The 26,064-nt window shown below is 43.7% G+C and carries 20 protein-coding genes and 2 pseudogenes; 12 read left to right on the top strand and 10 right to left on the bottom strand.

From position 1 onward, the window contains the following. The first annotated feature begins 7 nt into the window (after positions 1-7). Entirely contained in the window at positions 8-949 is a 942-nt protein-coding gene (locus tag R3D86_14475) for a complex I NDUFA9 subunit family protein (GenBank protein MEZ5759422.1), read from the top strand. On the opposite strand, the gene galE is transcribed toward R3D86_14475, so the two are convergent. After that, positions 946-1,959, bottom strand: coding sequence for a UDP-glucose 4-epimerase GalE (galE, locus tag R3D86_14470; protein MEZ5759421.1), 1,014 nt, complete (start codon positions 1,957-1,959; stop codon positions 946-948). The two genes, R3D86_14475 and galE, sit on opposite strands and share 4 nt — an antisense overlap. Before the next feature lie 122 nt (positions 1,960-2,081). Between galE and R3D86_14465 the strand changes: the two genes are divergently transcribed. Further along, entirely contained in the window at positions 2,082-3,830 is a 1,749-nt protein-coding gene (locus R3D86_14465) for a protein-disulfide reductase DsbD family protein (GenBank protein MEZ5759420.1), read from the top strand. Further along, a complete protein-coding gene (locus R3D86_14460; GenBank protein ID MEZ5759419.1) occupies positions 3,827-4,165 on the top strand; it encodes a thioredoxin family protein in 339 nt (112 codons plus the stop codon). The genes R3D86_14465 and R3D86_14460 overlap by 4 nt, the downstream gene beginning before the upstream one ends. On the opposite strand, the pseudogene R3D86_14455 reads toward R3D86_14460, so the two are convergent. Further along, positions 4,162-5,604 (bottom strand): annotated as a pseudogene (locus tag R3D86_14455) (pyridoxal-dependent decarboxylase). The gene R3D86_14460 and the pseudogene R3D86_14455 sit on opposite strands and share 4 nt — an antisense overlap. Positions 5,605-5,868: 264 nt before the next feature. Here R3D86_14455 and R3D86_14450 point away from each other — a divergent pair. Beyond that, positions 5,869-6,342, top strand: a complete 474-nt coding sequence (locus tag R3D86_14450) for a MarR family transcriptional regulator (protein MEZ5759418.1) — start codon at positions 5,869-5,871, stop codon at positions 6,340-6,342. A gap of 24 nt (positions 6,343-6,366) precedes the next feature. On the opposite strand, the gene dnaJ is transcribed toward R3D86_14450, so the two are convergent. The 4 genes from dnaJ to hrcA all read right to left on the bottom strand — a co-directional run bounded on the left by dnaJ (position 6,367) and on the right by hrcA (position 11,600). Further along, positions 6,367-7,497: a molecular chaperone DnaJ gene (gene dnaJ, locus R3D86_14445; protein MEZ5759417.1), complete on the bottom strand. Its 1,131-nt coding sequence runs from the start codon at positions 7,495-7,497 to the stop codon at positions 6,367-6,369. A 96-nt stretch (positions 7,498-7,593) separates the two neighbouring features. Beyond that, positions 7,594-9,507, bottom strand: coding sequence for a molecular chaperone DnaK (gene dnaK / locus R3D86_14440; protein ID MEZ5759416.1), 1,914 nt, complete (start codon positions 9,505-9,507; stop codon positions 7,594-7,596). Between the two features lie 456 nt (positions 9,508-9,963). Further along, a complete protein-coding gene (gene grpE, locus R3D86_14435; GenBank protein ID MEZ5759415.1) occupies positions 9,964-10,551 on the bottom strand; it encodes a nucleotide exchange factor GrpE in 588 nt (195 codons plus the stop codon). After that, on the bottom strand, positions 10,551-11,600 hold the full coding sequence (gene hrcA, locus R3D86_14430; protein MEZ5759414.1) for a heat-inducible transcriptional repressor HrcA: 1,050 nt from the start codon (positions 11,598-11,600) through the stop codon (positions 10,551-10,553). The genes grpE and hrcA overlap by 1 nt, the downstream gene beginning before the upstream one ends. Positions 11,601-11,741: 141 nt before the next feature. Here hrcA and rph point away from each other — a divergent pair, with 141 nt between their 5' ends. From rph to hemW, 3 genes are read left to right on the top strand one after another with little or no spacing between them, the layout of a single operon-like run. After that, positions 11,742-12,458, top strand: coding sequence for a ribonuclease PH (gene rph, locus R3D86_14425; protein MEZ5759413.1), 717 nt, complete (start codon positions 11,742-11,744; stop codon positions 12,456-12,458). Between the two features lie 6 nt (positions 12,459-12,464). Further along, on the top strand, positions 12,465-13,073 hold the full coding sequence (gene rdgB / locus R3D86_14420; protein MEZ5759412.1) for an RdgB/HAM1 family non-canonical purine NTP pyrophosphatase: 609 nt from the start codon (positions 12,465-12,467) through the stop codon (positions 13,071-13,073). After that, positions 13,054-14,220, top strand: coding sequence for a radical SAM family heme chaperone HemW (hemW, locus tag R3D86_14415; GenBank protein MEZ5759411.1), 1,167 nt, complete (start codon positions 13,054-13,056; stop codon positions 14,218-14,220). The genes rdgB and hemW overlap by 20 nt, the downstream gene beginning before the upstream one ends. Before the next feature lie 205 nt (positions 14,221-14,425). Here the strand turns inward: hemW and R3D86_14410 are convergent. After that, a pseudogene (locus R3D86_14410) lies at positions 14,426-15,616 on the bottom strand (penicillin-binding protein activator). An 87-nt stretch (positions 15,617-15,703) separates the two neighbouring features. Between R3D86_14410 and rsmI the strand changes: the two are divergent. The 4 genes from rsmI to gshB all read left to right on the top strand — a co-directional run bounded on the left by rsmI (position 15,704) and on the right by gshB (position 18,770). Continuing rightward, positions 15,704-16,558: a 16S rRNA (cytidine(1402)-2'-O)-methyltransferase gene (rsmI, locus tag R3D86_14405; GenBank protein MEZ5759410.1), complete on the top strand. Its 855-nt coding sequence runs from the start codon at positions 15,704-15,706 to the stop codon at positions 16,556-16,558. Continuing rightward, entirely contained in the window at positions 16,551-16,829 is a 279-nt protein-coding gene (locus R3D86_14400) for a YraN family protein (GenBank protein MEZ5759409.1), read from the top strand. Before rsmI ends, R3D86_14400 begins: the two co-directional genes overlap by 8 nt. Before the next feature lie 99 nt (positions 16,830-16,928). Then, a complete protein-coding gene (locus R3D86_14395; protein ID MEZ5759408.1) occupies positions 16,929-17,825 on the top strand; it encodes a transglutaminase-like domain-containing protein in 897 nt (298 codons plus the stop codon). Positions 17,826-17,828: 3 nt separating this feature from the next. Then, entirely contained in the window at positions 17,829-18,770 is a 942-nt protein-coding gene (gene gshB, locus R3D86_14390; protein MEZ5759407.1) for a glutathione synthase, read from the top strand. Positions 18,771-18,839: 69 nt separating this feature from the next. Here gshB and R3D86_14385 read toward each other — a convergent pair whose 3' ends face one another. From R3D86_14385 to R3D86_14375, 3 genes are read right to left on the bottom strand one after another with little or no spacing between them, the layout of a single operon-like run. Continuing rightward, complete coding sequence (locus tag R3D86_14385; GenBank protein MEZ5759406.1) at positions 18,840-20,258, bottom strand: HlyD family type I secretion periplasmic adaptor subunit; 1,419 nt, start codon at positions 20,256-20,258, stop codon at positions 18,840-18,842. Continuing rightward, positions 20,258-22,456 (bottom strand): peptidase domain-containing ABC transporter, encoded by a 2,199-nt coding sequence (locus R3D86_14380; protein ID MEZ5759405.1) that lies wholly within the window; start codon positions 22,454-22,456, stop codon positions 20,258-20,260. Before R3D86_14380 ends, R3D86_14385 begins: the two co-directional genes overlap by 1 nt. Further along, positions 22,449-24,152 carry an ABC transporter transmembrane domain-containing protein gene (locus tag R3D86_14375; GenBank protein ID MEZ5759404.1) on the bottom strand — a complete coding sequence of 568 codons (1,704 nt, stop codon included), beginning with the start codon at positions 24,150-24,152 and terminating at the stop codon, positions 22,449-22,451. The genes R3D86_14380 and R3D86_14375 overlap by 8 nt, the downstream gene beginning before the upstream one ends. Positions 24,153-24,573: 421 nt before the next feature. Between R3D86_14375 and R3D86_14370 the strand changes: the two genes are divergently transcribed. Further along, positions 24,574-26,064, top strand: a 1,491-nt coding sequence (locus tag R3D86_14370) for a tandem-95 repeat protein (GenBank protein ID MEZ5759403.1), incomplete at its 3' end; no start/stop codon positions are given.

Here is a 26,064-nt window from a genome sequence, read left to right as displayed (position 1 = left end):
ACAGAATATGAGCGGTGAGTTGGTTACTATTTTTGGTGGCTCGGGCTTTATTGGAAAAACGCTGGTACAGCATCTTGCAAAAGCGGGTTATCGCATCCGTGTGGCAGTACGGCAGCCAAATAATGCTTTATTCCTTAAACCGCTGGGCGAGCTTGGCCAGATACAAATTGCCCAGGCCAATATCCGCAACCGATTATCTGTAGAAGCAGCCGTGAAGAATGCCGATTACGTCATCAATCTTGTTGGTATTCTTTATGAAAGCGGGTCCCAGACCTTTGAAGGCGTTCATCATAAAGGGGCGGAATTGATTGCCGAAATTTCGGCAATTGCCGGAGTTAAGCATCTTATACATTTGTCGTCAATTGGTGCTGATAAGGAGTCCTCATCGAAATATGCCCGCTCAAAGGCGGCAGGGGAGGAAGCCGTTTTTAAGAATTTTCCAAATGCCACAATTCTTCGCTCAAGCGTTGTTTTCGGGCCGGATGATGGCTTCTTTAATAAATTCGCGGCTCTTGCCAAAATGTTCCAGATTTTACCTGTTGTTTGTGGCGACAGTAAAATGCAGCCGATTTATGTCGGTGATCTGGCGTCTGCCATGGGTAAAGTTTTAGGGAACAGCAATGCTTATGGCAAAACTTATGAATTGGGCGGGCCGGAAGTTTATAGCATGCGGAAATTGATGAAGCTGGTTAATGAAGAAACCCAGCAGAATGTACCCATGATCAACCTGCCGCTGAAGCTTGCCTATTTTAAGGCATTTTTCCTCGGTATGCTGCCAAACCCGATGTTGACGATGGATCAGCTCAGAATGCTGGAAAAAGATAATATTGTCAGTGGTGAATTACCGACATTATCAGATTTGGGTGTAACCCCAACGCCGGTAGAAGCGATCATCCCAAAATATCTTATTCAGTACAGACCGACAGGACAGTTCAAAGCGGCACATTAATAACCGTTTGGATTTTTTGACTGCCAGTTCCAGGCATCACGGACCATGTCATTAAGGTTTTTTGTCGCCTGCCAGTGTAGGTCAGTTTTTGCGCGGGTGGGGTCGGCGTAGCAGCTGGCAATATCCCCGGCACGCCGTGGCGCGATTTTATAAGGGATTTTGATTTTATTCACGTTTTCAAAAGCGTGAATGGCATCAAGCACACTATAGCCGTTGCCTGTACCAAGGTTAAAAGTTACCAGCCCTGGCTTTTCCTCTAATTTTTCTAATGCTTTTAAGTGACCGTTTGCCAGATCGACAACATGGATATAATCACGTACGCCTGTGCCGTCCGGTGTGTCATAATCATCACCAAATACCGATAACTCCTTTAATTTGCCGGCGGCAACCTGGGTGATATAGGGCATCAGGTTGTTGGGAATTCCGGTGGGGTCCTCACCAATCAGGCCGCTTTCATGGGCGCCAACCGGATTAAAATAGCGAAGACGGGCAATATTCCATGCCCCGTCGGAATTATATAGATCGGAGAGCATCTGTTCGATCATCAACTTTGATGTGCCATATGGATTGGTGGTTCCACCGGTTGGAGCATCTTCATTAATCGGCACGGTTTTGGGATCGCCATAAACGGTTGCGGATGAGCTGAAAACCAGTGTTTTAACCCCCGCTTTTTTCATGGCTTCGCAGAGAACCGTGGTGCCGCCAACATTATTGTCATAATATTCAAGGGGCTTTTGGGTGCTTTCGCCGACTGCTTTAAGTCCGGCAAAATGGATGACGGCATCGAAATTATGATCACTAAACAGTCCATTCAGGCGGTCAGCATCACGAATATCCATCTCATAAAAGGATATTTCGTTGATGCCGGTAATATTTTTAATCCGGTTTAGGGATTCGGGCGACGAATTGCACAGATTATCAATTACCGTGACCTGATGTCCTGCTTCCAGTAATTGTAATACGGTGTGGCTTCCTATATATCCGGTGCCCCCGGTAACCAGAATGTTCATATTTCTGTTTTCTCCGATCCGATTATTTTTTAATAACCATAGTGACTATATATTAAATAAGTGTGTGCGTTACAGATAAAATTTGCTTGCCCTGAATGTTTAAAAGGGTGTAAGTCAGAGGCATGATAAGTCGTCCATTCAGGCAGGTGTTATTAGCCACAATTCTGATGTTCCTGTCTTCGCTGACCGGCAGCATTGCGGCGGTTGTACAAACGGATCTTGCCACGCTGGAACTCAATGCCGATCAGAGTTCGGTTTCCCCGGGGGATCATTTTCAGATTGTGATTCAGATGACCCCTAATCCCGGGTGGCATGGGTATTGGGAAAACCCGGGGGATGCCGGGCTTAAGCTCACCATGGACTGGAAGTTGCCTGAAGGACTGGAAATCGGGGATTTGCAGTTTACCACACCACATCTGATCCCGTTTGAAGATATTGTGACATATGGTTATGAAAGCACGGTAACCATGATTGCAGATGCCAGCCTTTCAGAAGATTATAAAGGCGCTGACCTGGATATAGGTGGAAATGCCTTCTGGCTGATTTGCTCTGATAGTCTATGCGTGCCGCAGGAAACGGGAATAACATTCAAACTGCCGGTTGGACAATCCGTTCCGAATGAGCGGATGGCATCTGTTGTCCAGATGGCAAAGGCTGATATGCCGGATACAGTAAATTGGCAAAGTTCTTTTTATACCGATGAAGAAAATTTTACCGTTAAGGCAAGAATCCCTTCTGATTATCCGGTCATTGAAAGCGCATATCTGTTTCCTTTTAATGAAGGTATGATGGCCAATAGTTACCGGCAGGATCTTTCATTTGTGGACGGTGAAATTATTGGCCGTTTTAAAAAAGCCTATGGGTATACTGATAATGAAGAATTCAGCTATGTCCTGACTTTTAAAACAGGTGACGGGAAAAATCTTGCATTTCAAATTTCTGCAAATAAGTCCTCATTGCCGATTGCTTCGCCAATGGAGAGAATGAATACGGAAGCCGCTGTTCCAAAGTCAACACTTAACCTTTTAAGTGCACTTGCCTTTGCTTTTATCGGTGGCATTATCCTTAATTTAATGCCCTGTGTTTTCCCGATTTTAAGTCTGAAAGTCATGAGCATTGTTGCCTTAAACAATAAGGAAGAGAAAGAAGCGCGACTAAGCGGTCTTCTTTATACGGCAGGGGTTGTAGTCTGTTTTGGCCTGATTGGGGCGGTCGTTAGCTTGCTGTCTGTTGGGTGGGGTTTTCACATGCAGATGCCGGTGGTTAATTTTGCTCTTGGCCTTTTGATGGTTTTAATCGGTCTTAATCTGCTGGGTTATTTTGAATTTGGAAGTCAATTTGCGGGTCTCGGGCAGGGACTTATTAATTCTGAAAGCAATAGCCGACGGGCTTCATTTTTTACTGGGTTTCTGGTGGTTGTGGTAGCCACACCCTGTACCGCACCCTTTATGGCCAGTGCATTAGGGTACGCATTTATTGCTGGCGGCTTAAGCGGGTTTTCCATTTTTATTGCGCTTGGGCTTGGGCTTTCTTTTCCCTATCTATTATTCTGTTATGTGCCATCGCTTAGAAAGCTATTGCCACGTCCCGGGGCATGGATGGAAACGATGAGAAATATACTGGGATTTCCAATGCTGGCAACGGCCGTCTGGCTTTTCTGGATATTGGGTAACCAGGCTGGCGTTGATGCAATGGCCATTAGTATTATTGCCAGTTTGTTGCTGGCCCTTCTGTTACTTTCCTTAAAGAAAGAAGGTATTGTCTGGAAAGCGGTGCTGGGGCTTTGCTTGGGGCTAATCGTTTATTCAGGATTTTATATTTCAGATCATAAAGCGGAACAGCTGACGACTGTCTCAGGGAAGATGGATTGAATGCCGTTTCATTTGCACCTGATAAACTAAAATCATTACTTGACCAGAAAAAACCGGTATTTGTTTATTTTACTGCTGACTGGTGTGTCACCTGTAAGTTGAATGAACGGGTTGCTCTTTCCAGAAGCGAGGTTCATCAGGCTTTTCAAGAAAAAAATATTCAGGTTATGGAAGCTGACTGGACCAACCAGAACCCCGAGATTACAAAAACCCTTCAAAGTTATGGCCGGATTGGCGTGCCGCTTTATCTTTATTTTCCGGCAGGCAGAACATTGGATAATCCGGAAATCTTACCACAGATTTTAACAGCTGATACGATCATTAACGCCCTTTAGTTTTGATCAAGTTCGCTGTTTATTTTCCGGACTTCATCAAACAGACCTTTAAGATCATTCAGTGTCGTTTCCGGATTAATCAGTACGCATCTTAACCAGCGGGCATTTTTATATAATGTTGTTGAAATATAATAATGACCCTTTTGCAGGAGCTTTTTCCGTATTTCAAGCTGACGTCTGTTATCGCTTCCAATACGAAAACAAAGAATACAAGTTTCCGGCATCACAGGGCATTCAAAATCGTCAAGGTTATTAATATAATTTGCAGCATCAATGGCAAGCCTGTTGCGGCTACTGATATAATCACATAGACCTTTTTCACCCATTGCCGCCAGGGACATAAACATTTTTAACCCAAGGCCGCTTTTGGTACATTCAACAGCGCGCATCATAAGATCAATGCCGGGCTGTTCCTTGTCATGGACAAGGTAGCTTGCTTCCTGGGAAAAGGCATGCTCGATATGGCGATGATCCTTTACAAGTACTGCAGCACACAACACTGGAGTTCTGAACATTTTATGGGCGTCCCAGATCACACTGTCAGCGCTTCTGATGCCCCGCACCAGATGACGATATTCATCACATACAATGGCACCGGCGCCGTGGGCGGCATCAACATGAAACCAGATTTTTCGCTCATTGCAAATTACGCCAATTTCCTCCAACGGATCATAAAGCCCCGCTGCCGTGCCACAGGCATTCCCCACAATAGCCATGATCCTTTTGCCGTCATTTTCAAGTTTGTCGATTAACGCTGGAATTTGGGCTGGAAGCACTCTTCCATCCTCATCGGCAGGCATCGAAATGCAGTTTTTCTCTCCCAGTCCGATAATGCCGACCGTACGTTTAAGGGACTAATGGGATTGTTCTGGTACCAACACCACTATATTGCCCGGGTTGCCATCCCGCCATATTTCAGGGAACATGGCAGTCCTGGCAGCTGTCAATGCTGTTAAATTGGCAAGTGATCCGCCGTGTGTCATTACGCCACCACCATAAGAACGAGCAGGATCGATGCTGCCCGTTCCCGGCACAGGGGATGGGGTCCAGCCAATTTTTTCAAGCATCCAGTTAATCATAAAAAATTCAATTGCCGTGGCAGAAGGGCCCATTTCATAAATGGCCATGGCATTATTGGTCACGCCATCAATGAACGAGCCAAGTGCACCCATTGTATGAGGAACACTCACCTGATGAGCCATATAATGCTTATGATGTAGTCTGGTTGTATTTTTTAGATAGGTTTTTAAAAAGTCAGATAATTTATCACCGTTCAAGCCACCTGTTTTTACATATAGTTCCAGGCTTAGGTCTTCAATAATATTTGAAATCGGTTGTTGGTTTATTACAGGACACTGATCATTTTCACAGTCTTCCAGGTAATCAGTCAGTGCTTCAATAACCAGCTTTGAGTTAAAATGGAAATTTTCTTTTACCATCTTTGGCCTATGAATTAATCCAATAAAAAACCTATTGTTATCGTTATGTTAATTAAATTGCAATAGAAGCAGTTAACGGTTTTTTAAGATGTATAAAATATATATGTTTGATTTATATCAATGATCTTAATATAAGTAAAATGTTACATAGTAAGGGGAAAAGCTAGACAAATAATAATCTAGTGATATTGTAACAAATCTTGTCGCAGGGTGTTTGTGGTTTTTCCAGTAGAGTATTTGAGTTGGGTGTTAGGAGTAGTTTCTATGAAGTTTGCAAAAATTGTAGGGGGACCTTGTCAGAAAACCAAGCTAATGAGCCGAATGATTGGAAACAGTTATCGCCTCACACAGGAGCTTGACCGCCGGATGAAACAGGCATTTTCCATGTCCCTAGCTCAGTATGAAGTGCTTCTTGCAATTGACTGCACTGAGGGCGGGCAGATCACAATGAGCAACCTTTCCCGTACATTAAATGTATCTAACGCCAATATGACCGGAATGACTGCGCGCTTGCAGGCAAGTGGGCTTTTGAAAAAAAAATCGCTTCCGACAGATCGGCGCATCTATAGTGTTGCCTTGACGGAAGAAGGAAAATCCAGATTGTCAGAAGCAATTGAAAAATACAATATCTGGATAAATGAACTGATGTCCTTTGCCGATGGTGAAGAAGTTGATCTCATGAACAGCTTCCTTGAAAAAATGGAAAATCAGGCAGGGTTTGTTTTGGAAGAAGAATAAACCAGTTATCCTGTTCTTATTTTTCTAGTCCGTTAAATCTTCCCATAATTCCTTAACTTTATTAAAAAAACCGGATGCTTCAGGGCTGACATTATCTCCGCATTCCTCAGCGAAGGCCCGTAACAGTTCTTTTTGTTTTTTATTGAGATTGACCGGCGTTTCAACGCGCGCCTCAATCACCATGTCACCATATGTATCCCGGTTCAAAATGGGCATGCCTTTACCTTGTATTCGGTATCTTTTACCGCTTGAAGTGCCCGCCACGATTTTAACTTCGGCTTTTTCTCCGCCGACAGTTGGAATTTCTATTTTGCCGCCCAGTGTAGCCGTTGTCATAGGGATTGGAACTTCGCAGAAAACGGTTGAGCCTTCCCGTTTAAAGATCGGGTGATATTCTATATCGATAAATATATATAGGTCTCCACCTGGCCCACCACGGGAACCTGCTTTTCCTTCACCAGCGAGACGAATTCTTGTTCCTTCCTCCACACCGGCAGGGATTTTAACATCCAGTGTTTTATTTTTATTCTTTTTGCCGCTACCGTGACATTCTTTACAGGGGTTTTCAATAACAAGCCCTTTGCCCTGGCAGGTCGGGCAGGTTCGCTCAACCATGAAAAAACCCTGCTGGCTTCTGACCTTGCCGATACCGTTACAGGTGGTGCAAGCTGATGGTTTTGTACCATCGGCCGCCCCGCTGCCGTCGCAGGTGTCACAGTTAATTTCTGTTGGGATCGTTATTTTTGCAGACTTGCCACGGAAGGCGTCTTCCAGGGTTATGCTGAGATTATAACGGAGGTCCGCTCCGCGTCTGGCCGCATTTGGATCTCTTCGATGCCCACTGGCCATGCCAAACAGATCTTCAAAAATATCAGAAAAACCCGAAGCTTCAAATCCATGAAATCCTCGGCCTCCACCCATGCCGCCATTTTCAAAGGCGCTATGGCCAAACTGGTCATATGCGGCGCGTTTTTGATCATCCTTAAGGATATCATAGGCTTCATTGACTTCTTTAAACTTTGCTTCTGCCTCGTTATCATTCGGATTTCGGTCCGGGTGATATTGCATGGCAAGTTTGCGATATGCGGCTTTGAGCGTGACAGAATCGACTGTGCGACTGACACCCAATAATTCATAATAATCCTGTTTTGACATATAACTACCCGATTAGCCTCTGTTTATAATAATTGCGCCGCCTGTCATAAATGAAGCGACGCAATCATTATTTAGTTATTATCGAAACATGTCCGATTATTTTTTATCATCATCAACTTCTTCAAAGTCAGCGTCAACAATATCGTCATCGCTTCCTTCTGCATCGGATGATCCGGCACTTGCTGTACCGGCATCACCGCCCGCTTGCTGATCCTTGTAAATCACTTCACCAAGTTTCATCGCGGACTGCTCAAGCGTTGCTGTGGTTGATGAAATTGTGTCAATATCATCACCTTCAAGTGCTTTTCTGACGGCACTGACGGCATCTTCAATTGCAGATTTATCACCAGCCTCAAGCTTGCTGCCATGCTCCTTAAGCTGACCCTCAATGGTATGGGCAAGGGATTCTGCCTTGTTTTTGGCATCTACCAGTGCACGACGCTTTTTATCCTCTTCAGCATTGGCTTCGGCCTGTTTGATCATCTCTTCGATGTCTTCCTCGCTTAAGCCACCTGATGCCTGAATTTGAATATTCTGTTCTTTTCCGGTTCCTTTATCTTTGGCGGAAACATTCACAATACCGTTGGCATCAATATCAAAGATAACCTCGATTTGCGGAACACCGCGAGGGGCCGCAGGAATGCCGACAAGATCAAACTGGGCAAGATATTTATTATCTGCAGCCATTTCGCGTTCACCCTGGTAAACACGGATGGTCACCGCTGACTGGTTATCTTCCGCTGTTGAGAATGTCTGTGACTTCTTGGTCGGAATTGTTGTGTTTCTGTCAATCAGGCGTGTAAACGCACCACCCAGTGTTTCGATACCGAGTGACAGTGGTGTCACGTCAAGAAGCAGTACGTCTTTAACGTCACCCTGAAGTACACCCGCCTGAATGGCGGCACCCATTGCAACAACTTCATCCGGGTTAACACCTTTATGTGGTTCCTTACCAAAAAATTCCTTAACGGTTTCGATTACCTTAGGCATACGTGTCATACCACCAACCAGCACCACTTCATCAATTTCGGATGCTTTAACGCCTGCATCCTTAAGGGCTGCCTGACATGGTTTAACAGTGCGCTGAAGAAGATCTGAAACCAGTGACTCCAGTTTCGCCCGTGTAAGCTTTAGGGTTAAGTGTTTGGGTCCGCTGGCATCGGCAGTGATAAACGGAAGGTTGATTTCGGTCTGTGTTGCAGATGAAAGCTCAATCTTGGCTTTTTCAGCGGCTTCTTTAAGGCGTTGAAGGGCCATTTTATCATTTTTGAGATTAATGCCATTTTCTTTTTTGAATTCGTCTGCCAGATATTCAACAAGACGCATGTCAAAATCTTCACCACCAAGGAATGTATCGCCGTTGGTTGATTTTACCTCAAACACGCCGTCACCAATTTCAAGAATGGAAACGTCGAAGGTACCACCACCAAGGTCATATACAGCAATTGTTTTGCCGTCACTTTTATCAAGCCCGTAAGCGAGCGCGGCAGCTGTTGGCTCGTTGATAATCCGCAGGACTTCAAGACCGGCAATTTTACCGGCATCCTTTGTTGCCTGACGCTGGGCATCATTAAAATAAGCAGGTACTGTAATAACAGCCTGGGTTACAGGTTCACCAAGATAATGTTCTGCTGTTTCCTTCATTTTTTGCAGGATTAATGCAGATACCTGACTTGGGCTCATTTTTTCGCCGCGTGTTTCAACCCATGCATCGTTGGTGTCTGATTTGATAATTTTATAAGGCACCATTTCAATATCTTTTTTGGTTGCCGGATCATCAAATGAACGACCAATCAGACGCTTAATTGCGAATAGAGTGTTTTCTGCGTTGGTTACCGCCTGGCGTTTTGCAGCCTGTCCAACCAGTTTTTCGCCATCCTCAAGAAAGGCGACCATTGAAGGTGTCGTACGACCCCCTTCTGAATTTTCAATAACTTTTGGTTTTGACCCATCCATGATCGCAACACATGAATTGGTTGTTCCTAAATCTATGCCAATTACTTTTGCCATACTGTCCTCGTTTTCTAATCACCGAAGCCAGGTCAATTATGCCCCTGATCCCGGTATTGTCATTAAATTAATAAATTATCATGCGCTTTTTTTGCGCTTTACTCATGGAGCTTATATAGGGGTGTTTTTTATGACTGCAAGGTTTTTCTTGTAAGTTTTTTTATTTTTTAAAAATTGCGACAGTGTTGCTGTTTGTGAATAGGGAACAAACTTTAAAAAATACCATAAAGACTCATATTCGGAGGCACCAAAATGAAGAAAATCCATAAGGTGTTTTAGCCCTGACAGCACTGCCTGTATATCGTTTTGCGCAATCAGATTGTGTTGTCGCATCAGACGGCTGGGCACGGTCGCCAAAGTAAACCATCTTAAAACTCATAAAAAATAAAACATAAAATATAAAAAAGGGATGAGCCAGAAAGATCATCCCTTTTTTCATTCACTTTAATTACATCGTTATGCAGTGGTATCAACACCTTCTACAGGTTTGCCAGAGCCACCTTTAGAAACACCGACCATAGCGGGCCTGAGCAGGCGGTTTTTGATTTTATAACCAACCTGCATCACCTGAATAACCGTGCCGTCAGGATCATTTGTTTCGCTTTCATACATTGCCTGATGGTGATTATGGTCAAATGCTTCACCTTTTGGATCAATTTTATGAATGCCGTGTCTTTCAAAAATGTTATGAAGCTCACGGTCCGTCATTCTGACACCTTCGATAAGATTTTTAATTTTTTCCGGCAGTTCGGCATTTTCAGGAATTGAGTCCAATGCACGGTGAAGGTTGTCACCAATCGCCAGCATATCACGGGCGAAGTTGGTGACGGCATAATTTGCGGCATCGGCTTTTTCTTTTTCAGCACGACGGCGCACATTTTCCGCTTCAGCGACAGCGCGCAGCAGTTTGTCACGAAGATCATTGATTTCTGCTTCGGCAACACTAAGTGGCGTTACTTCTTCTTCCTTTTTGGAAGAATTTAGCTGATCAACCAGATCTTCTTCCGGTGTTTCAGCATCCTGTTTTTTGTTTTCGTCAGTCATTAGAGTATTTTTCCAATTATTTTAGCAGTGTAATCAACCATGGGAATGATACGTGCGTAATTAAGCCTTGTTGGACCTATCACGCCGATCACCCCGAGTAAATTATTATTTTCATCCATATAAGGGGCAGCGATAACAGAAGAACCTGAAAGAGAAAAGAGATTATTTTCGGAACCGATGAAAATTCTTACCCCTTCGGCATCTTTTGCCAACGCCAATAATTCGATCAAATCTTTTTTCCGCTCCAGATCACTGAACAGCAATCGGATCCTCTCCAGATCCTCTTTTGCCTGCAAATCCTCAAGCAGATTTGCCTGTCCTCTGACTATTAAGGATTCTCTTGTTATTTTATCCTTGTCGCCAAAACTTCCGCTCCATACGGCCAGTCCCTGTTTAACAAGATCCTTGGTCAGGTTATCCAAATCAGCCTGGTGAATAAGGATTTCCCGTTCTATCTGTTCCTTTGCCTGTTCAAAACTTTGGCCGATGAGCTTTGAATTGATATAATTTGCGGCCTGGATTAATGCAGAGGATGTAATCCCTGGAGGTACATCAATAATACGGTTTTCCACATCGTCGCCCTCGCTGACCATCACAACCAAAGCCCGGCCAGGGCTGATGGCGACAAATTCCACGTGCTTTAGTGGTCTTTCCTTTTTAGGAGCAACAACGACACTGGCACATTTGGAAAGTCCGGAAAGCATACTTGTTGCCTGCACAAGTAGATCTTCCATTCTTTCCCCATTATTTTTGCAGTGGACTTCAATTTCGTTCCGTTCTTTTTTGCTGAGGTTGCCGATTTCTAGCAGGCCATCGACAAAAAGCCGCAAGCCGATCTGTGTTGGTATCCGACCGGCAGAGGTATATGGGGAATAAATCAAACCGCTTTCTTCAAGATCGGCCATGACATTTCTGATAGAAGCAGGGGAAAGCGGCATTTGAATTTTTTTTGAAAGCGTGCGTGATCCTACTGGCTCGCCTGTCATAATATAGGCGTCCACTATCTGGCGGAATATTTCCCGTGATCTGTCATTCAATATATTCATCATAATTCTCTGTCATAATGTAGGTATGCTCATTCATCAGGTCAACGGTGGAAGCTAAAAAATAAAATTCCCTATATTTTGTGGAAAAGAATTCAATTAGCATGTAAAACCGTTGAAATCATTTTAATCATATGGAGAAAATATATGCGTCCCTCTGGCCGAAGTGCGGATCAAATGCGAGACATTTCTATGGAGCCCGGCTTCTCAAAATATGCCGAAGGATCATGTCTGATAAAATTTGGTGATACCCATGTTTTATGCACGGCAACATTGGAGGATAAGGCACCACCATTCCTAAAAGGAACTGGAAAAGGATGGGTCACCGGTGAATATGGTATGCTGCCCCGTTCCACCCATGGACGAATGGGTCGGGAAGCTGCCCGGGGTAAACAGTCAGGGCGCACGCAGGAAATTCAGCGTCTTGTTGGCCGTTCTTTAAGGGCGGCGGTTGATATGGATGCACTTGGGGAATGTCAGATAAAAATAGATTGTGATGTCATTCAGGCGGATGGGGGTACAAGAACCGCATCTATCTCCGGTGGTTATGTTGCCCTTTACCAGTGTTTACAGAAAATGGTGGCGGATGGTATGCTTAAATCTATTCCCATCAAGCATGAAGTTGCGGCCGTATCCTGCGGCGTATTTAATGGTCAACCGATCCTTGATCTTGATTATGATGAAGACAGCAGTGCTGAAACCGATGCCAATTTTGTCATGACTGGCTCGGGCCAGATTATTGAGATTCAGGGCACAGCTGAAGAAAAGCCATTTAGTGAAGAAGAATTACTGCGCATGATGCGCCTTGCCCGAATGGGGATTGATCAGATAACAAAAATGCAGCGAAAAACGCTGGGGATTTAACGTTTGATGGCCCGAAAATTTGCAGAGAATAAACTGGTTGTTGCCAGCCATAATAAAGGGAAAGTACGCGAAATAAGTGACCTACTCGCCCCGTTTGGGGTGGAGGTTTTATCGTCAGCGGAACTTAATCTTTCGGAACCTGTGGAAGACGGGGACAGTTTTATTGCCAATGCCGAGATAAAATCAAAAACGGCCAGTCATGAATCAGGGCTGGTTGCCCTTGCTGATGATAGCGGTCTGGTTGTACCGTCGCTTGATGGGGCGCCGGGCATACATTCAGCACGTTATGCCTATAACCCCTGGAAAGAAGAACGGGATTTTAATTATGCCATGGGCAAGTTAAATCTTGAACTTGGGAAAAAGGACCGTGGTGCCTATTTCGCTTGTGCGTTATCGCTGGCATGGCCCGACGGGCATGTCGAAACTTTTGAAGGGCAGGTTCATGGAAAACTGGTCTGGCCGATCAGGGGCGAAAATGGATTTGGCTATGATCCGATGTTCGTTGCTGACGGGTATGAGCAGACCTTTGGTGAAATGAATGCTGATGAAAAACATGCCATCAGCCACAGGGCCAATGCCTTTAAGAAATTGATCGATGCGTGTTTTAAATCCTGAAACAATTTCCGTTTATGTTCACTGGCCATTTTGCCTGTCCAAATGCCCATACTGCGACTTTAACAGTCATGTCCGTGAAAAAATAAATGAAATGGAAATGGCAAATGCCTTACTTAGCGAAATTGATCATTTTTCCCAACTTGTCGGTAAGAGACTTTTAAAAAGTATTTTTTTCGGTGGTGGCACGCCATCATTGATGTCGGCCGGGACGGTGGAAGCGGTGATAAGCAGGCTGGTAAAAAATTTCACAATCAGTGACGATATAGAAATCACGCTTGAAGCCAATCCGACCAGTGTTGAGGCGTCAAAATTTGCCGATTTTTCCGGTGCGGGGATCAACCGGGTTTCATTGGGGATACAGGCCCTGAATGATCAGGATTTAAAAGCGCTCGGCCGGGAGCATTCAGCGGCAGAGGCCATGGCAGCAATTGAAATTTCACAGAAATATTTTAAAAGATCAAATTTTGATCTGATTTATGCCCGCATGGGACAAACCACGGCTGAGTGGGAAAAAGAACTGATGCAAGCCATTAAAATGGCGAACGGGCATTTGTCCCTTTACCAGCTGACTATTGAAAAAGGGACGCCCTTTTACGGCCGTTGGCGGTTAGGAGACCTTATCATTCCGGATGAGGATTTATCAGCGGAAATGTATGCGCTTACAAATCAAATATGCGCTGAAAATGGCTATCCGGCTTATGAAATTTCCAATTATGCAAGACCGGGTGAGGAAAGCAGACATAATCTCTGTTACTGGACTTATCAGGATTATATTGGTGTGGGCGCGGGAGCCCATGGCCGCATTACGATAAAAAATGAGACTTACGCAACTGAACAGAATAAAAAACCCGAAACCTGGTTAAAGTCAGTTTTATCGCGCGGTCACGCAACAAAAATATCAGACCCATTAAGCGGCACTATGATGGCAGAAGAAATGATTATGATGGGGCTGCGGTTAACAAAAGGAATTGACATCAAAGATTTTGAAACACGTATTGGTTTTCCACTGGAAACTTTTATTCAAAAGGAGAAGGTGGAATTGCTGAAAGCTCAGGGTTTCCTGTCGGCAGAGCATTCAGATCTGTTTCAATTGACAGAGAAGGGCCGTCCCCTGTTAAACCAAATACTGGGTCAAATTTTGGTTTGAAATCTATCGGCAGTTCGACATAAAGCGGTCTGTCTTTTTCAACAAAGCTCGTTGGTGCCGGATCAATTTTCAAAAATTCATTAGTGGTGATTTCATAGACCGCAAGGCCGCGTTCGACCAGACCGGAGCGGTGAAAACGGAAAATGCCGTCAAGACCGGCAAAACCATCAGGATTAGTCAGAATTCTGTCAGAAAATGTCGGGGCTTTCTGGCTGCGGACAATATTGGCAACCAAGGCCATGGCGTCATATCCCAGCGTGACAAGTCGTGGCGGCGTTCTTGTAAATGTTTTTTTATAGCGCTCAATGAATTTATTGGCCAGTTCATCTTCGGGGGAGGCAAACCAGCCGCCCTGAAGCTGTGGTTCATTAAAGAGCATCGGGTCATGCCAAAGTCCGGTTCCAAGGACTTTTACCTTTTCCAGATCAATTTCATAATAGGAAAGCAGTGGCGCAATTGAGCCCAGCATTGAACCACCTTCCGGCACCAGTATGGCATCAAAATCGACATCTCCAAGTGTTTCCATATTTTTTATCTTATTCATATATTCCTGACCCATATCATCATTCTGACCTAATGATCGCAGGAACCTCATTTCATCAATAAATTCTTTTCGTCTATAATCATAATTGGCGATACGTTTTACGGGGTCATCCAGCATTGATGAATCAGACGGGTAAATTTCCAGTTCGGTCAATTCATTAAACTGGCTGGCAACAAGTGGTTCGAGAACGCTCATAATGCGTTTGCCATAAAGTGTATCCGGGATCAGGGCGGCAAATTTTGTATGTTTCTGCCTGGATGCATATTTGATAATTCGTCCCACCTGTTCTTCAGGTCTGAAGCTGAAAAGATAGACACCATCACCAGCAACTTCCTCATCCGTTGAAAAGCCGATCATTTTTATACCGGCTTCTTTGGCAATAGGGTGTGCCGCTTTAATATTTTCTGAAAATAACGGGCCGATGATAATATCCACATTTTTTTCAATCAGCTGATTGACTGCGTCAATAGCGCCCTGTGGTGTGCCATGGGTGTCGGTCGGTATCATCACCAGGCGTTTATCTTTTGCATCAAACAGGGCCAGTGTCGCTGCATTCAGCAGGGCCTGACCGACCTCTGCCGTATCACCGGTCAGTGGCAACATAATGCCAATATTGATTTTCAGGCGTGCCGGCCGATTATCCTCCTCAGCGAAATAGTCATCATCATCCGGTACTATGATATTCTGCGGTGGTGCATGTTCAATGTCCCCGTCTGGTGCAGGTGGTGCACTAAGGGCAACAGGAGTGGACCCTTCTTCAGGGCCACAGGCAGTAATAATCACGGAAGCTATAATTATTATAACAAAGTCTGCGAGTTTTCTAAGTGACAATTGCCAACCTTCTAATTTCATTGCAATTTCAATATTTCATTAGTTATACCAAAGGAATTCAGTTAGGCTAGTGCTGAATTATGGCAATGGTGTGGAATTCACGTAAAAATGGATAAAAAAAGAAGAAATACCTTTACCAGTGGGCTCTATATTACCGCGACACCCATTGGAAATCTGGGTGATATTACCAGTCGTGCGCTCGATCTTTTGAATGAAGCCGATCTTATTGCCTGCGAGGATAAAAGGGTCAGTGGAAAACTTTTATCCTATTATGATATCAAAAAACCATTGATATCTTATCACGATCATAACGCCACAAGCGTTATGCCCAAACTGATTGAAGACTTAAAATCCGGAAAAATTGTTGCCCTTATCAGCGATGCAGGAACGCCATTGATTTCAGATCCCGGATATAAGCTGGTTAATGAATGCCGCAAAGAAGGCATAATGGTTACAAGTCTTCCCGGTGCCAGTGCCGTTTTATGTGCGCTGACCGTTTCCGGTATGGCAAGCGATAATTTTCTTTTCTGCGGGTTTCTTCCTTCCAAAACTGTGGCAAGGCAAAAGGAAATTGAAAGATTTTCATCCGTTCCAACCACGCTTGTATATTATGAATCGCCTAAAAGACTTCTGGATTCACTCAAAGATTTGAGAACCGTTCTGGGTAATCGCCCGGCAGCTGTTTGCCGGGAGCTTACAAAACTATATGAAGAGGTTCAGAAAGGCGATCTTGATCATCTTATTGAACATTTTGAAGCGCGGCAGACACCCAAAGGGGAAATTGTCATCATTGTCGGCCAGCCCGCAAAAAATGATCAGCAAATTGACGATCTTGATGACGCCCTCATAAATGCCTTAAAAACACTTTCCGTTAAAGAGGCGGTGGCCGCGGTGACTTATATGAGCGGGCGCAAGCGTAAGGAAGTCTATAAACGCGCGCTAGAGCTTTCGGATAATGGTTAAACCGGCAAAGAAAAAAGCATATAAATGGGGGCAACTTGCCGAGTTATTTGCAAGCCTGATGTTAAGGTTTAAAGGCTATTCAATTGTTGCCAGGCGCTATAAAACCCGGGTCGGCGAAATTGATATTATTGCGAGAAAAGGACCGCTCACTATTTTTTGTGAAGTGAAGGCACGGGATGATTATTCAAAAGCTAGCATATTCCCTTTCACAAAAACAGATCAACCGTATCAACAGGGCAGCAGAATACTATATGGCACACTTGAAAAGTGAATCTGATCACAATAATAATGAGAATAACCTATACAGATGTGATATGATTCTGATTATCCCCTGGAGGTGGCCTGTTCATATTAAAAATGCGTGGTAGGAATGATCCCGACTTTAGATAAGCAAATTGAATTTTTAAAAAATGTTGGGAATATCCCGGAAGACGAAATTGAGCTGGCAGAAACGGCACTGATGCTTGCCAGTCTCGACCGTCCGGGGGTTTCCTTGCAGAAATACCGTCATCACCTGGAAATCATAAAACTGGATATGGCAACCGAAGGTCAGGAAGCAATCAGTGCCGAGGAAAGAGCCGCAGCCCTAACCGAAGTCATGTGGGGCCGCCATGAATATAAAGGGGATGATGAATTTTATGATGATTTGCAAAATGCGAACCTGATGTCTGTTATCGACAGACGCAGGGGGTTGCCGATCAGTCTGGGAATTTTATATCTTCATGCAGCTCATTCGCAGGGATGGATTGCTGAGGGGGTAAATTTTCCGGCTCATTTTCTTATCCGATTATATGGTAAGAATGACCAGGTGATTATTGATCCTTTTCATAAGGGAAAAATACTTGATGCCAAGGATTTAAGAGAACTGGTTGAAACAATTTCCGGCGGGAGTCAGAAATTGGAGCATTGGCACCATGCGCGCCTTGGTAAAAGGGCAATTTTGGTCAGGCTTCTTAATAATATTAAAATACGCTGTCTAAATGTCAGTGATTTTGATCTGGCGATGAATGCATTAAAAAGGATCGCGTATATTGATCCCGGGAAAATCATACATAAATATGAACTTGGCATGCTTCAGATCCATACCAGAAGTGTTGAGGAAGGAAAGAAAAACTTGCTTGATTGTTTGGATTTTATGGACGAAAACATGGATAGCAATGATGAGGAAATGAGAAAACAGATTCTCAGAACATTAAAAGAAATGCGGGCCTATAATAAACCGAACGTCTTCGAACTTATTAAAGGTGATATAGATAAAGGTGAATAATAAATGAGCTTAAATGTGGCACTGCAGATGGACCCTGTGGAAACAATTAATATAAACGGGGATAGTACATTTGCGCTGGGGCTTGAGGCACAAAAGCGTGGTCATAAGCTCTTCCATTATCTTGTAGAGGATATGTCCTATATTAAGGACAGAGTGAAGGCACACGCCAAACCGCTCACTTTCAGGCGGGAGCTAGGACATCACTATACTGTCGGTGAGAAAGAACAAATTGATCTTGGTTCTGATATTGATGTGATTTTAATGAGGCAGGATCCGCCCTTTGATATGGGCTATATCACAGCAACACATATTTTAGAACATATTCATCCAAAAACGCTGGTTGTAAATGATCCGGCGTCGGTTAGAAATGCCCCTGAAAAAATATTTTTAACCCGTTATCCGGGACTGATGCCACCAACGCTGATTACCAGAAATAAGGACGATGTTAAGGCTTTTAGGAAAGAATTTGGCGATATTATTATAAAGCCGTTATATGGCAATGGCGGCGCCGGAGTATTCCGGATTGCAGCAGGTGATCAGAATATGGGCAGCCTTATTGAAATGTTTCAGGAATTTTATGTCGAACCTTTTATCGTACAGAAATATTTACCTGAGGTCAGAAAAGGCGATAAAAGGATTATCCTTGTTGACGGCGTTGCTGTTGGTGCCATTAACAGGGTGCCCAGCGATGATGAGGTCAGATCAAACATGCATGTGGGTGGGGATGCGCGAAAAACGGAGCTCACCGCCCGTGAAAATGAAATTTGCGAAGCCATTGGTCCGGAACTTAAAAGGCAGGGACAGATTTTTGTTGGTATAGATGTTATTGGCGACTATTTAACGGAAATCAATGTAACATCCCCAACCGGCATTCAGGAAATTCAACGTTTTGACGGCACTGATATAGCCGCATTAATCTGGGATGCGATTGAGCAGAAAATTTGATTTTCTAGTGAATCAGAAATAAAAAAGCCCCTTCAGAAATGACGGGGCTTTTTTTGAAATTCGATATAATCAACGTTCCCGGAATGAGGTGCTGACGGCATTTCTGATTGGTCTCATCAGATAGGCCAGAAGCGATTTTTCACCGGTTTTGATATCGGCAACGAGTGTCATACCAGGGGTTAGACGATTGGCAGACGGATCAGAACCAACATAATTCTGCGGCAGGTCAATATAACCTTTGAAATAGGCATTGCCATTTTCATCGACAAAGGATGAGGCAGACACATTTGTCAGCTTTGTTGAAAGACCGCCATAAAGAGAATAATTATAGGTATCGACTTTGAGAAGGACTTCACTGCCAATTTTCACATGACCGACATCACGCGGTGAAATGCGAACCTCAGCGGTAAGATTATCCCCATTCGGGACGATCTGGGCAACCATATCCCCAGGGGGAATAACACTGGCATAGGCACGGTATTTTAAACCCTTAACAACACCATCAACGGGGGAGGTGATGGCAAGTCGGGCCACTTTATCATTTAGTCTTTTTAGTTCAGATTGCAGCTGTGTGCTTTCTTCAACCATCTGGCCAAGCTGATCAAGTGCATCCGAATTCAGTCTTTCGCGAAGCTGAACAAGATTTCCTTCGGCTTCGTTAATATTAGCGATAAGACCTGTTTTTTGTTCAACGGTTGTATCGTAAATGCTTTTGGCGCCATTATATTCCCGCTGAATTTCAAGCAGGCGAATTTTTGATCCCAGTCCTTTTTCAGTCAGTTCTTCACGAATTTTGAGCTGTTCACCGACAATATTCATGGCTTCAAGCTGGGATTTTTCCTGTTGCTCAAGAACAGAAAGCTGGTTTCTGGAATTGTCAATTTTGGACAAATAAACACTTTCCTGCGCTTTTCTTGTCTGTTTCTGCTGATTTAGGATTTTTTCCTGGTCCAGCGCGATGACAGGATATTCATCTTCATAATCGGAAAAGTCGGCCTTTTCCCCAAGAGCAAAATCACGCAGGCGGCGCATCTGCATATCCAAAGACACATAACGGGCTCTTACCCTGTCCAGCTCGGAAAGTGTTGAGGTCGCTTCAAGCTGAATTAGCGGCTGTCCTTTTTTAACAACATCACCGTCTTTGACAAGAACAGCTTCGACAATCCCGCCTTCAAGATGCTGGACAGGCTGTACGGATGTGGAAGGAACAATTTCCCCCTGAGCGACACTGGTTTCGTTCAATGTTGCAAATATAGATCCGACAATCAGCAATAGAATAATTGACGCAATAATTCTTATGGTGCTGATGGATGATTTTGGTGGTCCGGATTCCTCAAGCAAAGTCGCGCGCGAAAGAAACTTGGCATAATATTGGGTCGGTTTCTTTGTGTCGACAAGTAATGAAGCCAGTTTTTTCCTTTCAGAACTAACGGCCAGGGCTTTTGCATTTTTTCCATCAATTGTTGGATTTACATTTTCGTCAGTCATTATGCTCTATTTCCGTTTTCAACTTGCTTTGTTTTTGGGGCCTGCTCTGGATATAAATCTTCAGGCGTGCCTAAATTGACAACCATGCCATTTTCCAGCGAAAGGACCTTGTCACAAAGTTTAATATGGCTGGGACGGTGCGAGATCATAATAATGGTACACGTCCCCTTTAATTTTTTCAGTGAATCGATAAATGCTTTATCTGCTTCAAAATCAAGCGTTTGTCCTGGTTCATCCAGTAATATAATTGGTGCTTTTTTAAGAAATGCCCTGGCCAGTGATAATCGTTGTTTAAAACCGGACGGCATGCTGTAAATGGATTGATCACCAATTCTGGTTTCAAATCTTTCCGGGAGCAGTTCAATATCCGGCATCAGGTTCGCCAGTTCACAGGCTTCAAAAAGTTCTTCATCCGAAGCCGTTGGGTTTGAAAGGCGAAGATTCTGAGCAATCGTACCATGGAAGAAGCGTGACTCCTGTGGCACATAGGCAATATTTTGCCTTAATGTAATTGGGTTAATCTGCCGGATATCCATACCATCAATAATAACTTGGCCGGCCTGGTTCTGATACATGGCGAGAATAATTTTCAGGATCGTTGATTTACCGGAGGCATTGGGGCCAACAATTGCCAGCATATCATGCGGAAGCACTTCGAAACTGGTGCCAAGAAGCGCAGGTTCGCTGCCCTGACGATAACGGAAGCTGACGCGGTCAAAAAGAATGTGACCGGAAAATTCGCGTTGGCTGATATTATCCGGGCTTGGGTTGGCCTCAGTTTTAAGCTTCATCAGCGCGTTAATCTGTTTAACGCTGTTCAGTGTATATTCAAGTCTTGTGAGCGTCAGAAACAGATTTTGAAGTGGTGAAAGAACACGCCAGATCAAAGCCATTGTCGCGATCATAGCACCGACCGACATCTCACCATCAATTACTTTGATGACACCAAAGCCAATGGTTGCCACCCCTGAGCCAAGCATGATTGCCTGGGCAAGATTTTGCAGCAAGAATGACAGCTGGGATGACTGAAACTGGGCATATGCAGTATCTGCGGAAAGGTTTCTGTAACGCTCAATCCATGCGTCTTCTGATGCAGTTTGTTTTATTGTGCGAAGATTTGTCAAAGTTTCAACGAGAAAACCATGCCTGTGAGCACGTGCCCTTGTTGATTTGCTAACCCTTCTTTTTGTTGCGGGGATCATGATTGCAGCAATTATAAAGAATAAAAGCATCATCACGACAGGGATCAGGGCCAGCCATCCGGCAAGAGCGGCAATGACAGCAATAAACATAAAGACAAATGGCAGTTCAAGCACCACATTTATGAGTGTGCTTGAAAATAGTCCTTTTATGACATCAAATTCTTTCAGTCGGGAGACCTGGGTGCCAATAGGCGCAGATTCAGTCATAATTGATGGAAGACCAAGCAGTTTCTCAAACGTCGCGGTGGCCACAATATTTTCAACCCTTGCCCCGATATAGGCGACAAATTTAGACCTGTGCAGACGAATAACAATTTCACATAAAATGGCGAAACTGATGCCAAGGACAAGATAAAACAGGGTTTTTCCTGATTGAGACGGGATAACCTGATCATAAACGGCCATAATAAATAGCGGGACGAGCAGGGCAAAAACATTCAGAAGAAACGTCATCCACAGAAGTTCTTTTATCTCTTTCTTAAATCTTAAGAACAGATCGCCAATCCAATTTTCCGGCGGGATTTCTTCTTTTTCCTTGTTGGTTTGACTTGCATATTTGGTGGAAAGGAAATAGGCATTGCCTGTCATTTCCCCTTCATCGAGATAGACTTCCGACTTGAGCTCACTGTCAAAAACCTTTATTCCATTATCATCTTTTGATAAGAGTACATATGGCTTGCCATCCATGTTAGTGAAAAGGCAGGGAAAAAGCCTTGGATCAACTGTATCAAGATCAACATCTTCAACGGGCTCTGTTTTATAATGCAGATTTGCCAGCGTGTTTCTGAATTCTGTTAAGGTTAGTGTGTCGGCAAAATGCGGAAGTGCTTCAAACAGGTAGCGTATCTGTCCACGCCAGCCGAGGGCTTGTAGAAGCGGAAGCATACAGGCAGCAAATGATGATGTTGCAGTGAATGACCCTATCTTTCCGCTGTTTAATGCCTGCTCGAACTGATCAGCTTTGGCAATTATCAATCGATTTCCGGATTTAGCCATTTGTCAGCTCCCCCACAGATTTCGGTGATTTGATTTCGGTCAGCTCGCCATTTTTCAAATCATAATGTCTGTCTGCCAGTTTAAGCAATGACGGACGGAAACTGACAAGAACTATGGTGCATTTTCCTTTTAATTTTTCCAGTAATTCCTTCAAGTCTTCATCAGAACTACTATCAAGGCCGGAGTTTGCCTCATCAAACAGAATAACGTCAGGATTTGAAGCCAGTGCCCTGACAATAGCAATTCTTTGCACTATACCAGCGGGCAATTCATTTTGGGACGCGTCGCCCACCATCGTTTCAAAACCTTCGGGCATGCGCACCAGAATTTGGCCAAGGTCCATTTGTTCAGCGGCTTTCATGACGGCATCAATTTTATCGTCTCCCTGAAACATTGTCAGATTGTCAAGTATGGTGCCCTGAAATAAGACCGGTTGGCTTGGCAGGTATGCCATTCTTTTCCTTAGACTGTTTGTGCTGTATTTTTCCGGGTTTTCACCGTTGATCAGCAATTCACCACTGGTTGGTTCAAGGCCGCCCATAAGTGACCAAAGTAATGTTGATTTACCGCTACTATTGCCGCCACGAATACCAATAATATCGCCATGATCAAGTTTCAGATTTATATTCTTAAGTGCAAATTCATTATTATTATTATATTTGAAGCAGAAATTTTTGAGTTCAACTGTCCTGACAGCTCCCAGTTCTTTGGTCTCTTTAGTGCGTTCCTGACCAATATTATTAACAAGAGTGAGCTTTTCATGCGCAATCTGAATGTGTTGATATCTGGTCCAGATGCCCAGCGCCCGAAGCAACGGCTGAACGGTACGACCGGATAGCAAAATACTTGCGGCCAGAATACCTAAGGTGATTTGATTATCTATCACAAGAAGACTGCCGATTGCGGCAACAGCCACCATTGTTATCTGTGAGAAAATAGTGCCGATACCCTGGGCAAGACTGTTAAGATAAATTACATTATAGCTGGATTTGGAACAGTTCTCCATCAGCTTCTCATAACGACGACCCATGAGATTTTCCATGGCCATGCTTTTGACGGAGTGAACACCCCGCAAAACTTCAATGATAAAGCTGTATTTACGATCTTCCCAAAGGGCATCTTCTTCAATCGCATCACGCAGTTCTACGCCGAGCTTGAAAGCAACCGATCCCAAAATGGCAAGGAGTAAAACGGGAACAACAAGCAGCCATCCTCCTATATATCCTAAAATTGCCAGGAAAAGGACCACAAAAGGTAGGTCCATAATGGCAAGACTGGCCTGGGTTCCGTAAAAGTCCCGAATAGAGTCAATAGCGCTTAGTCTGTCCAGCTGTTCGCCTGATGGCACGGATTCGAGTTCAACCAAATTACCGCGCAGGATGCTTTTCATAGCTCCCAGACCGGTTTCATGCTCATATTGAGCGCCGATCCACCCTACAAGATAGGACCTCGCTGAGCGAAGCAACACATCGAGAATAAGTATAACAACAAGACCAATAATCAGCATGCTGAGTGTGTTTAATGCCTTATTCGGTATAAGGCGGTCATAAACCTGTAAAAGCACCATTGGTAGAGCCAGCGACATAATATTAATCACAGCTGATGCCAGTATGATATCTTTTCGAAATACTGGTTTAAGGCCTTCTTTTATCTGCTCAACATTATCTTTTGAGAATTTATTATTACTCTGAATCATAAAGCATTTCTTTTATTTGTTTTCTCAATTATATTAACCATAAAAATTAACCATAACCAGTTATATATTGTTCCGTTGACGTTTGTAACTGTTTATTTGAATTGATTATTAAATTTATTTGGTTTGAAATTTTAATAAGCGAATATTTATTATTCGTTAAAAAATGAATTTTATCTAAAAATCATAATAATTAAAGGGTTAAGCTAATCTTAATCTTTTATTTAATTTTATTTTTTATGCTTATTTAAGACATATTTATAATTATTATTTACGAAGTATTTACCATCGCTGGAAACCAAATATTCACCATTGATTGGTATGCTATCTGTGAATTGTTATATATATAGTATATTAACAGATACTAATTTAGAATTCTGATATAAATTATTTTATATCTAATAAGGTAAGTTGGAGTATTTTTATGGCTGATCAAAGCTCAAAAACGAACATCGCAAATTCAGGGCAACAGGACCCGAATGATCCTATTCTGCAGGGGATAGACAGGGTTCAGAGCAAAGAGCAGATTGATAGCCGTCTCTCTTCGGAAGCGCCGATACAGACTGATGATACTCATACAAAATCCAACATCCATTTGGGCAGCGGTGATGATGGCGGAAAAGCCTCCGGACCCGAAGACAAAGTAGGAGGATATGAAAATCAATCCCCCCAGTCACCTGATCTGGCTGCGCGTGCTTATAAAATTCCTGACGGTGGATTTATTGAAGGGCCTGGCAATCAGTATGTCCCTGAAACACCGCCTGAGCAGGAAATTACGGAATATCAATCATCAGGTCGGGCCACTCCGCAGATTGAGTTGGAAGACGATCAGAATGCAAGTCAGCCTGACCAAATTAATGGCATTGGTGGATCGCCACTTATTCAGAATGCATTTGTAATAAATCCGCTTTTTAATGAAGTTAATCCTGATTTGCCTGTTGATAATGGCAATCAGAATGAAAATTCTCCACCAACTACGTCTCTTATTGATTTGGGGGCGACGAACGAAGATAACTCAGTCACATTTTCAGACGAGGATCTTCTGGCCAATGCCAGTGACCCTGATGATGATCCGCTGACAGTGGGCGATGTAACTATTGACCCGGAATATGGCGAAATCATTGATAATGGTGATGGGACATACACATTTGTGCCATCTCCCGATTTTAACGGCGATGATTTGCCGATCACCTATACTATTTCTGATGGAACTTCCACCATACCAGGAAGTGCCATAATTGATGTGCTGCCCGTTAATGATCCCCCTGCATCTGCAGATAATGATGCCGTAATTGAAGAAGACCATATTCATACTTTCAGCCTTGATGATTTTGCCTTCAGTGATGTTGACGGGGACAGTTTTGACCATATTACCATTATTAATCTGCCGGTGCAGGGGTCACTGACTTTTAATGGCAATCCTGTAACAGCGGGTGATGAGATTGCGGCGGCTGATCTGGGACTTCTTGTATTTACTCCAGATGCCGATGAAAATGGAAATGATTATGCCACATTTGACTTTACCGTCAATGACGGCACGGATGATAGTGAGCAATATACGTTCAGCATTGATGTGACGCCTGTGAATGACGCACCAACATCTGCTGATGGTGATGCCATCACCAATGAAGATACCTTATATACCTTCCAGCCTGCGGATTTTACTTTTGATGATATCGATGGCGATAGTCTTGATCATATCACCATTGTTGATCTGCCGGCAAACGGCACGCTTTATTATGACGGCAATCCGGTTAATCCGGGCGATAATATTGCAGCGGGCAATATCGGTCTCTTAAGCTTTATGCCGGATGCGGATGAGAATGGGGACAATTACGCAACATTTAATTTTACCGTCAATGACGGATCGCTCGACAGTGATCCGCAGACAATTACGGTTGATGTGACACCAGTC

This window comes from Emcibacteraceae bacterium, assembly GCA_041396985.1.
Lineage (GTDB): Bacteria > Pseudomonadota > Alphaproteobacteria > Sphingomonadales > Emcibacteraceae > Pseudemcibacter.
The sequence above is the reverse complement of the archived record's forward strand: the minus strand, read 5'-3'. Positions and strand labels throughout refer to the sequence as shown.

Excerpts from the sequence above, each read along its gene's own strand:
- R3D86_14475 (MEZ5759422.1), top strand. The coding sequence starts at position 8 with ATGAGCGGTGAGTTGGTTACTATTTTTGGTGGCTCGGGCTTTATTGGA.
- galE (MEZ5759421.1), bottom strand. The coding sequence starts at position 1,959 with ATGAACATTCTGGTTACCGGGGGCACCGGATATATAGGAAGCCACACC.
- R3D86_14465 (MEZ5759420.1), top strand. The coding sequence starts at position 2,082 with ATGATAAGTCGTCCATTCAGGCAGGTGTTATTAGCCACAATTCTGATG.
- R3D86_14450 (MEZ5759418.1), top strand. The coding sequence starts at position 5,869 with ATGAAGTTTGCAAAAATTGTAGGGGGACCTTGTCAGAAAACCAAGCTA.
- dnaJ (MEZ5759417.1), bottom strand. The coding sequence starts at position 7,497 with ATGTCAAAACAGGATTATTATGAATTATTGGGTGTCAGTCGCACAGTC.
- dnaK (MEZ5759416.1), bottom strand. The coding sequence starts at position 9,507 with ATGGCAAAAGTAATTGGCATAGATTTAGGAACAACCAATTCATGTGTT.
- grpE (MEZ5759415.1), bottom strand. The coding sequence starts at position 10,551 with ATGACTGACGAAAACAAAAAACAGGATGCTGAAACACCGGAAGAAGAT.
- hrcA (MEZ5759414.1), bottom strand. The coding sequence starts at position 11,600 with ATGATGAATATATTGAATGACAGATCACGGGAAATATTCCGCCAGATA.
- rph (MEZ5759413.1), top strand. The coding sequence starts at position 11,742 with ATGCGTCCCTCTGGCCGAAGTGCGGATCAAATGCGAGACATTTCTATG.
- rdgB (MEZ5759412.1), top strand. The coding sequence starts at position 12,465 with ATGGCCCGAAAATTTGCAGAGAATAAACTGGTTGTTGCCAGCCATAAT.
- hemW (MEZ5759411.1), top strand. The coding sequence starts at position 13,054 with ATGCGTGTTTTAAATCCTGAAACAATTTCCGTTTATGTTCACTGGCCA.
- rsmI (MEZ5759410.1), top strand. The coding sequence starts at position 15,704 with ATGGATAAAAAAAGAAGAAATACCTTTACCAGTGGGCTCTATATTACC.
- R3D86_14400 (MEZ5759409.1), top strand. The coding sequence starts at position 16,551 with ATGGTTAAACCGGCAAAGAAAAAAGCATATAAATGGGGGCAACTTGCC.
- R3D86_14395 (MEZ5759408.1), top strand. The coding sequence starts at position 16,929 with ATGATCCCGACTTTAGATAAGCAAATTGAATTTTTAAAAAATGTTGGG.
- gshB (MEZ5759407.1), top strand. The coding sequence starts at position 17,829 with ATGAGCTTAAATGTGGCACTGCAGATGGACCCTGTGGAAACAATTAAT.
- R3D86_14385 (MEZ5759406.1), bottom strand. The coding sequence starts at position 20,258 with ATGACTGACGAAAATGTAAATCCAACAATTGATGGAAAAAATGCAAAA.
- R3D86_14380 (MEZ5759405.1), bottom strand. The coding sequence starts at position 22,456 with ATGGCTAAATCCGGAAATCGATTGATAATTGCCAAAGCTGATCAGTTC.
- R3D86_14375 (MEZ5759404.1), bottom strand. The coding sequence starts at position 24,152 with ATGATTCAGAGTAATAATAAATTCTCAAAAGATAATGTTGAGCAGATA.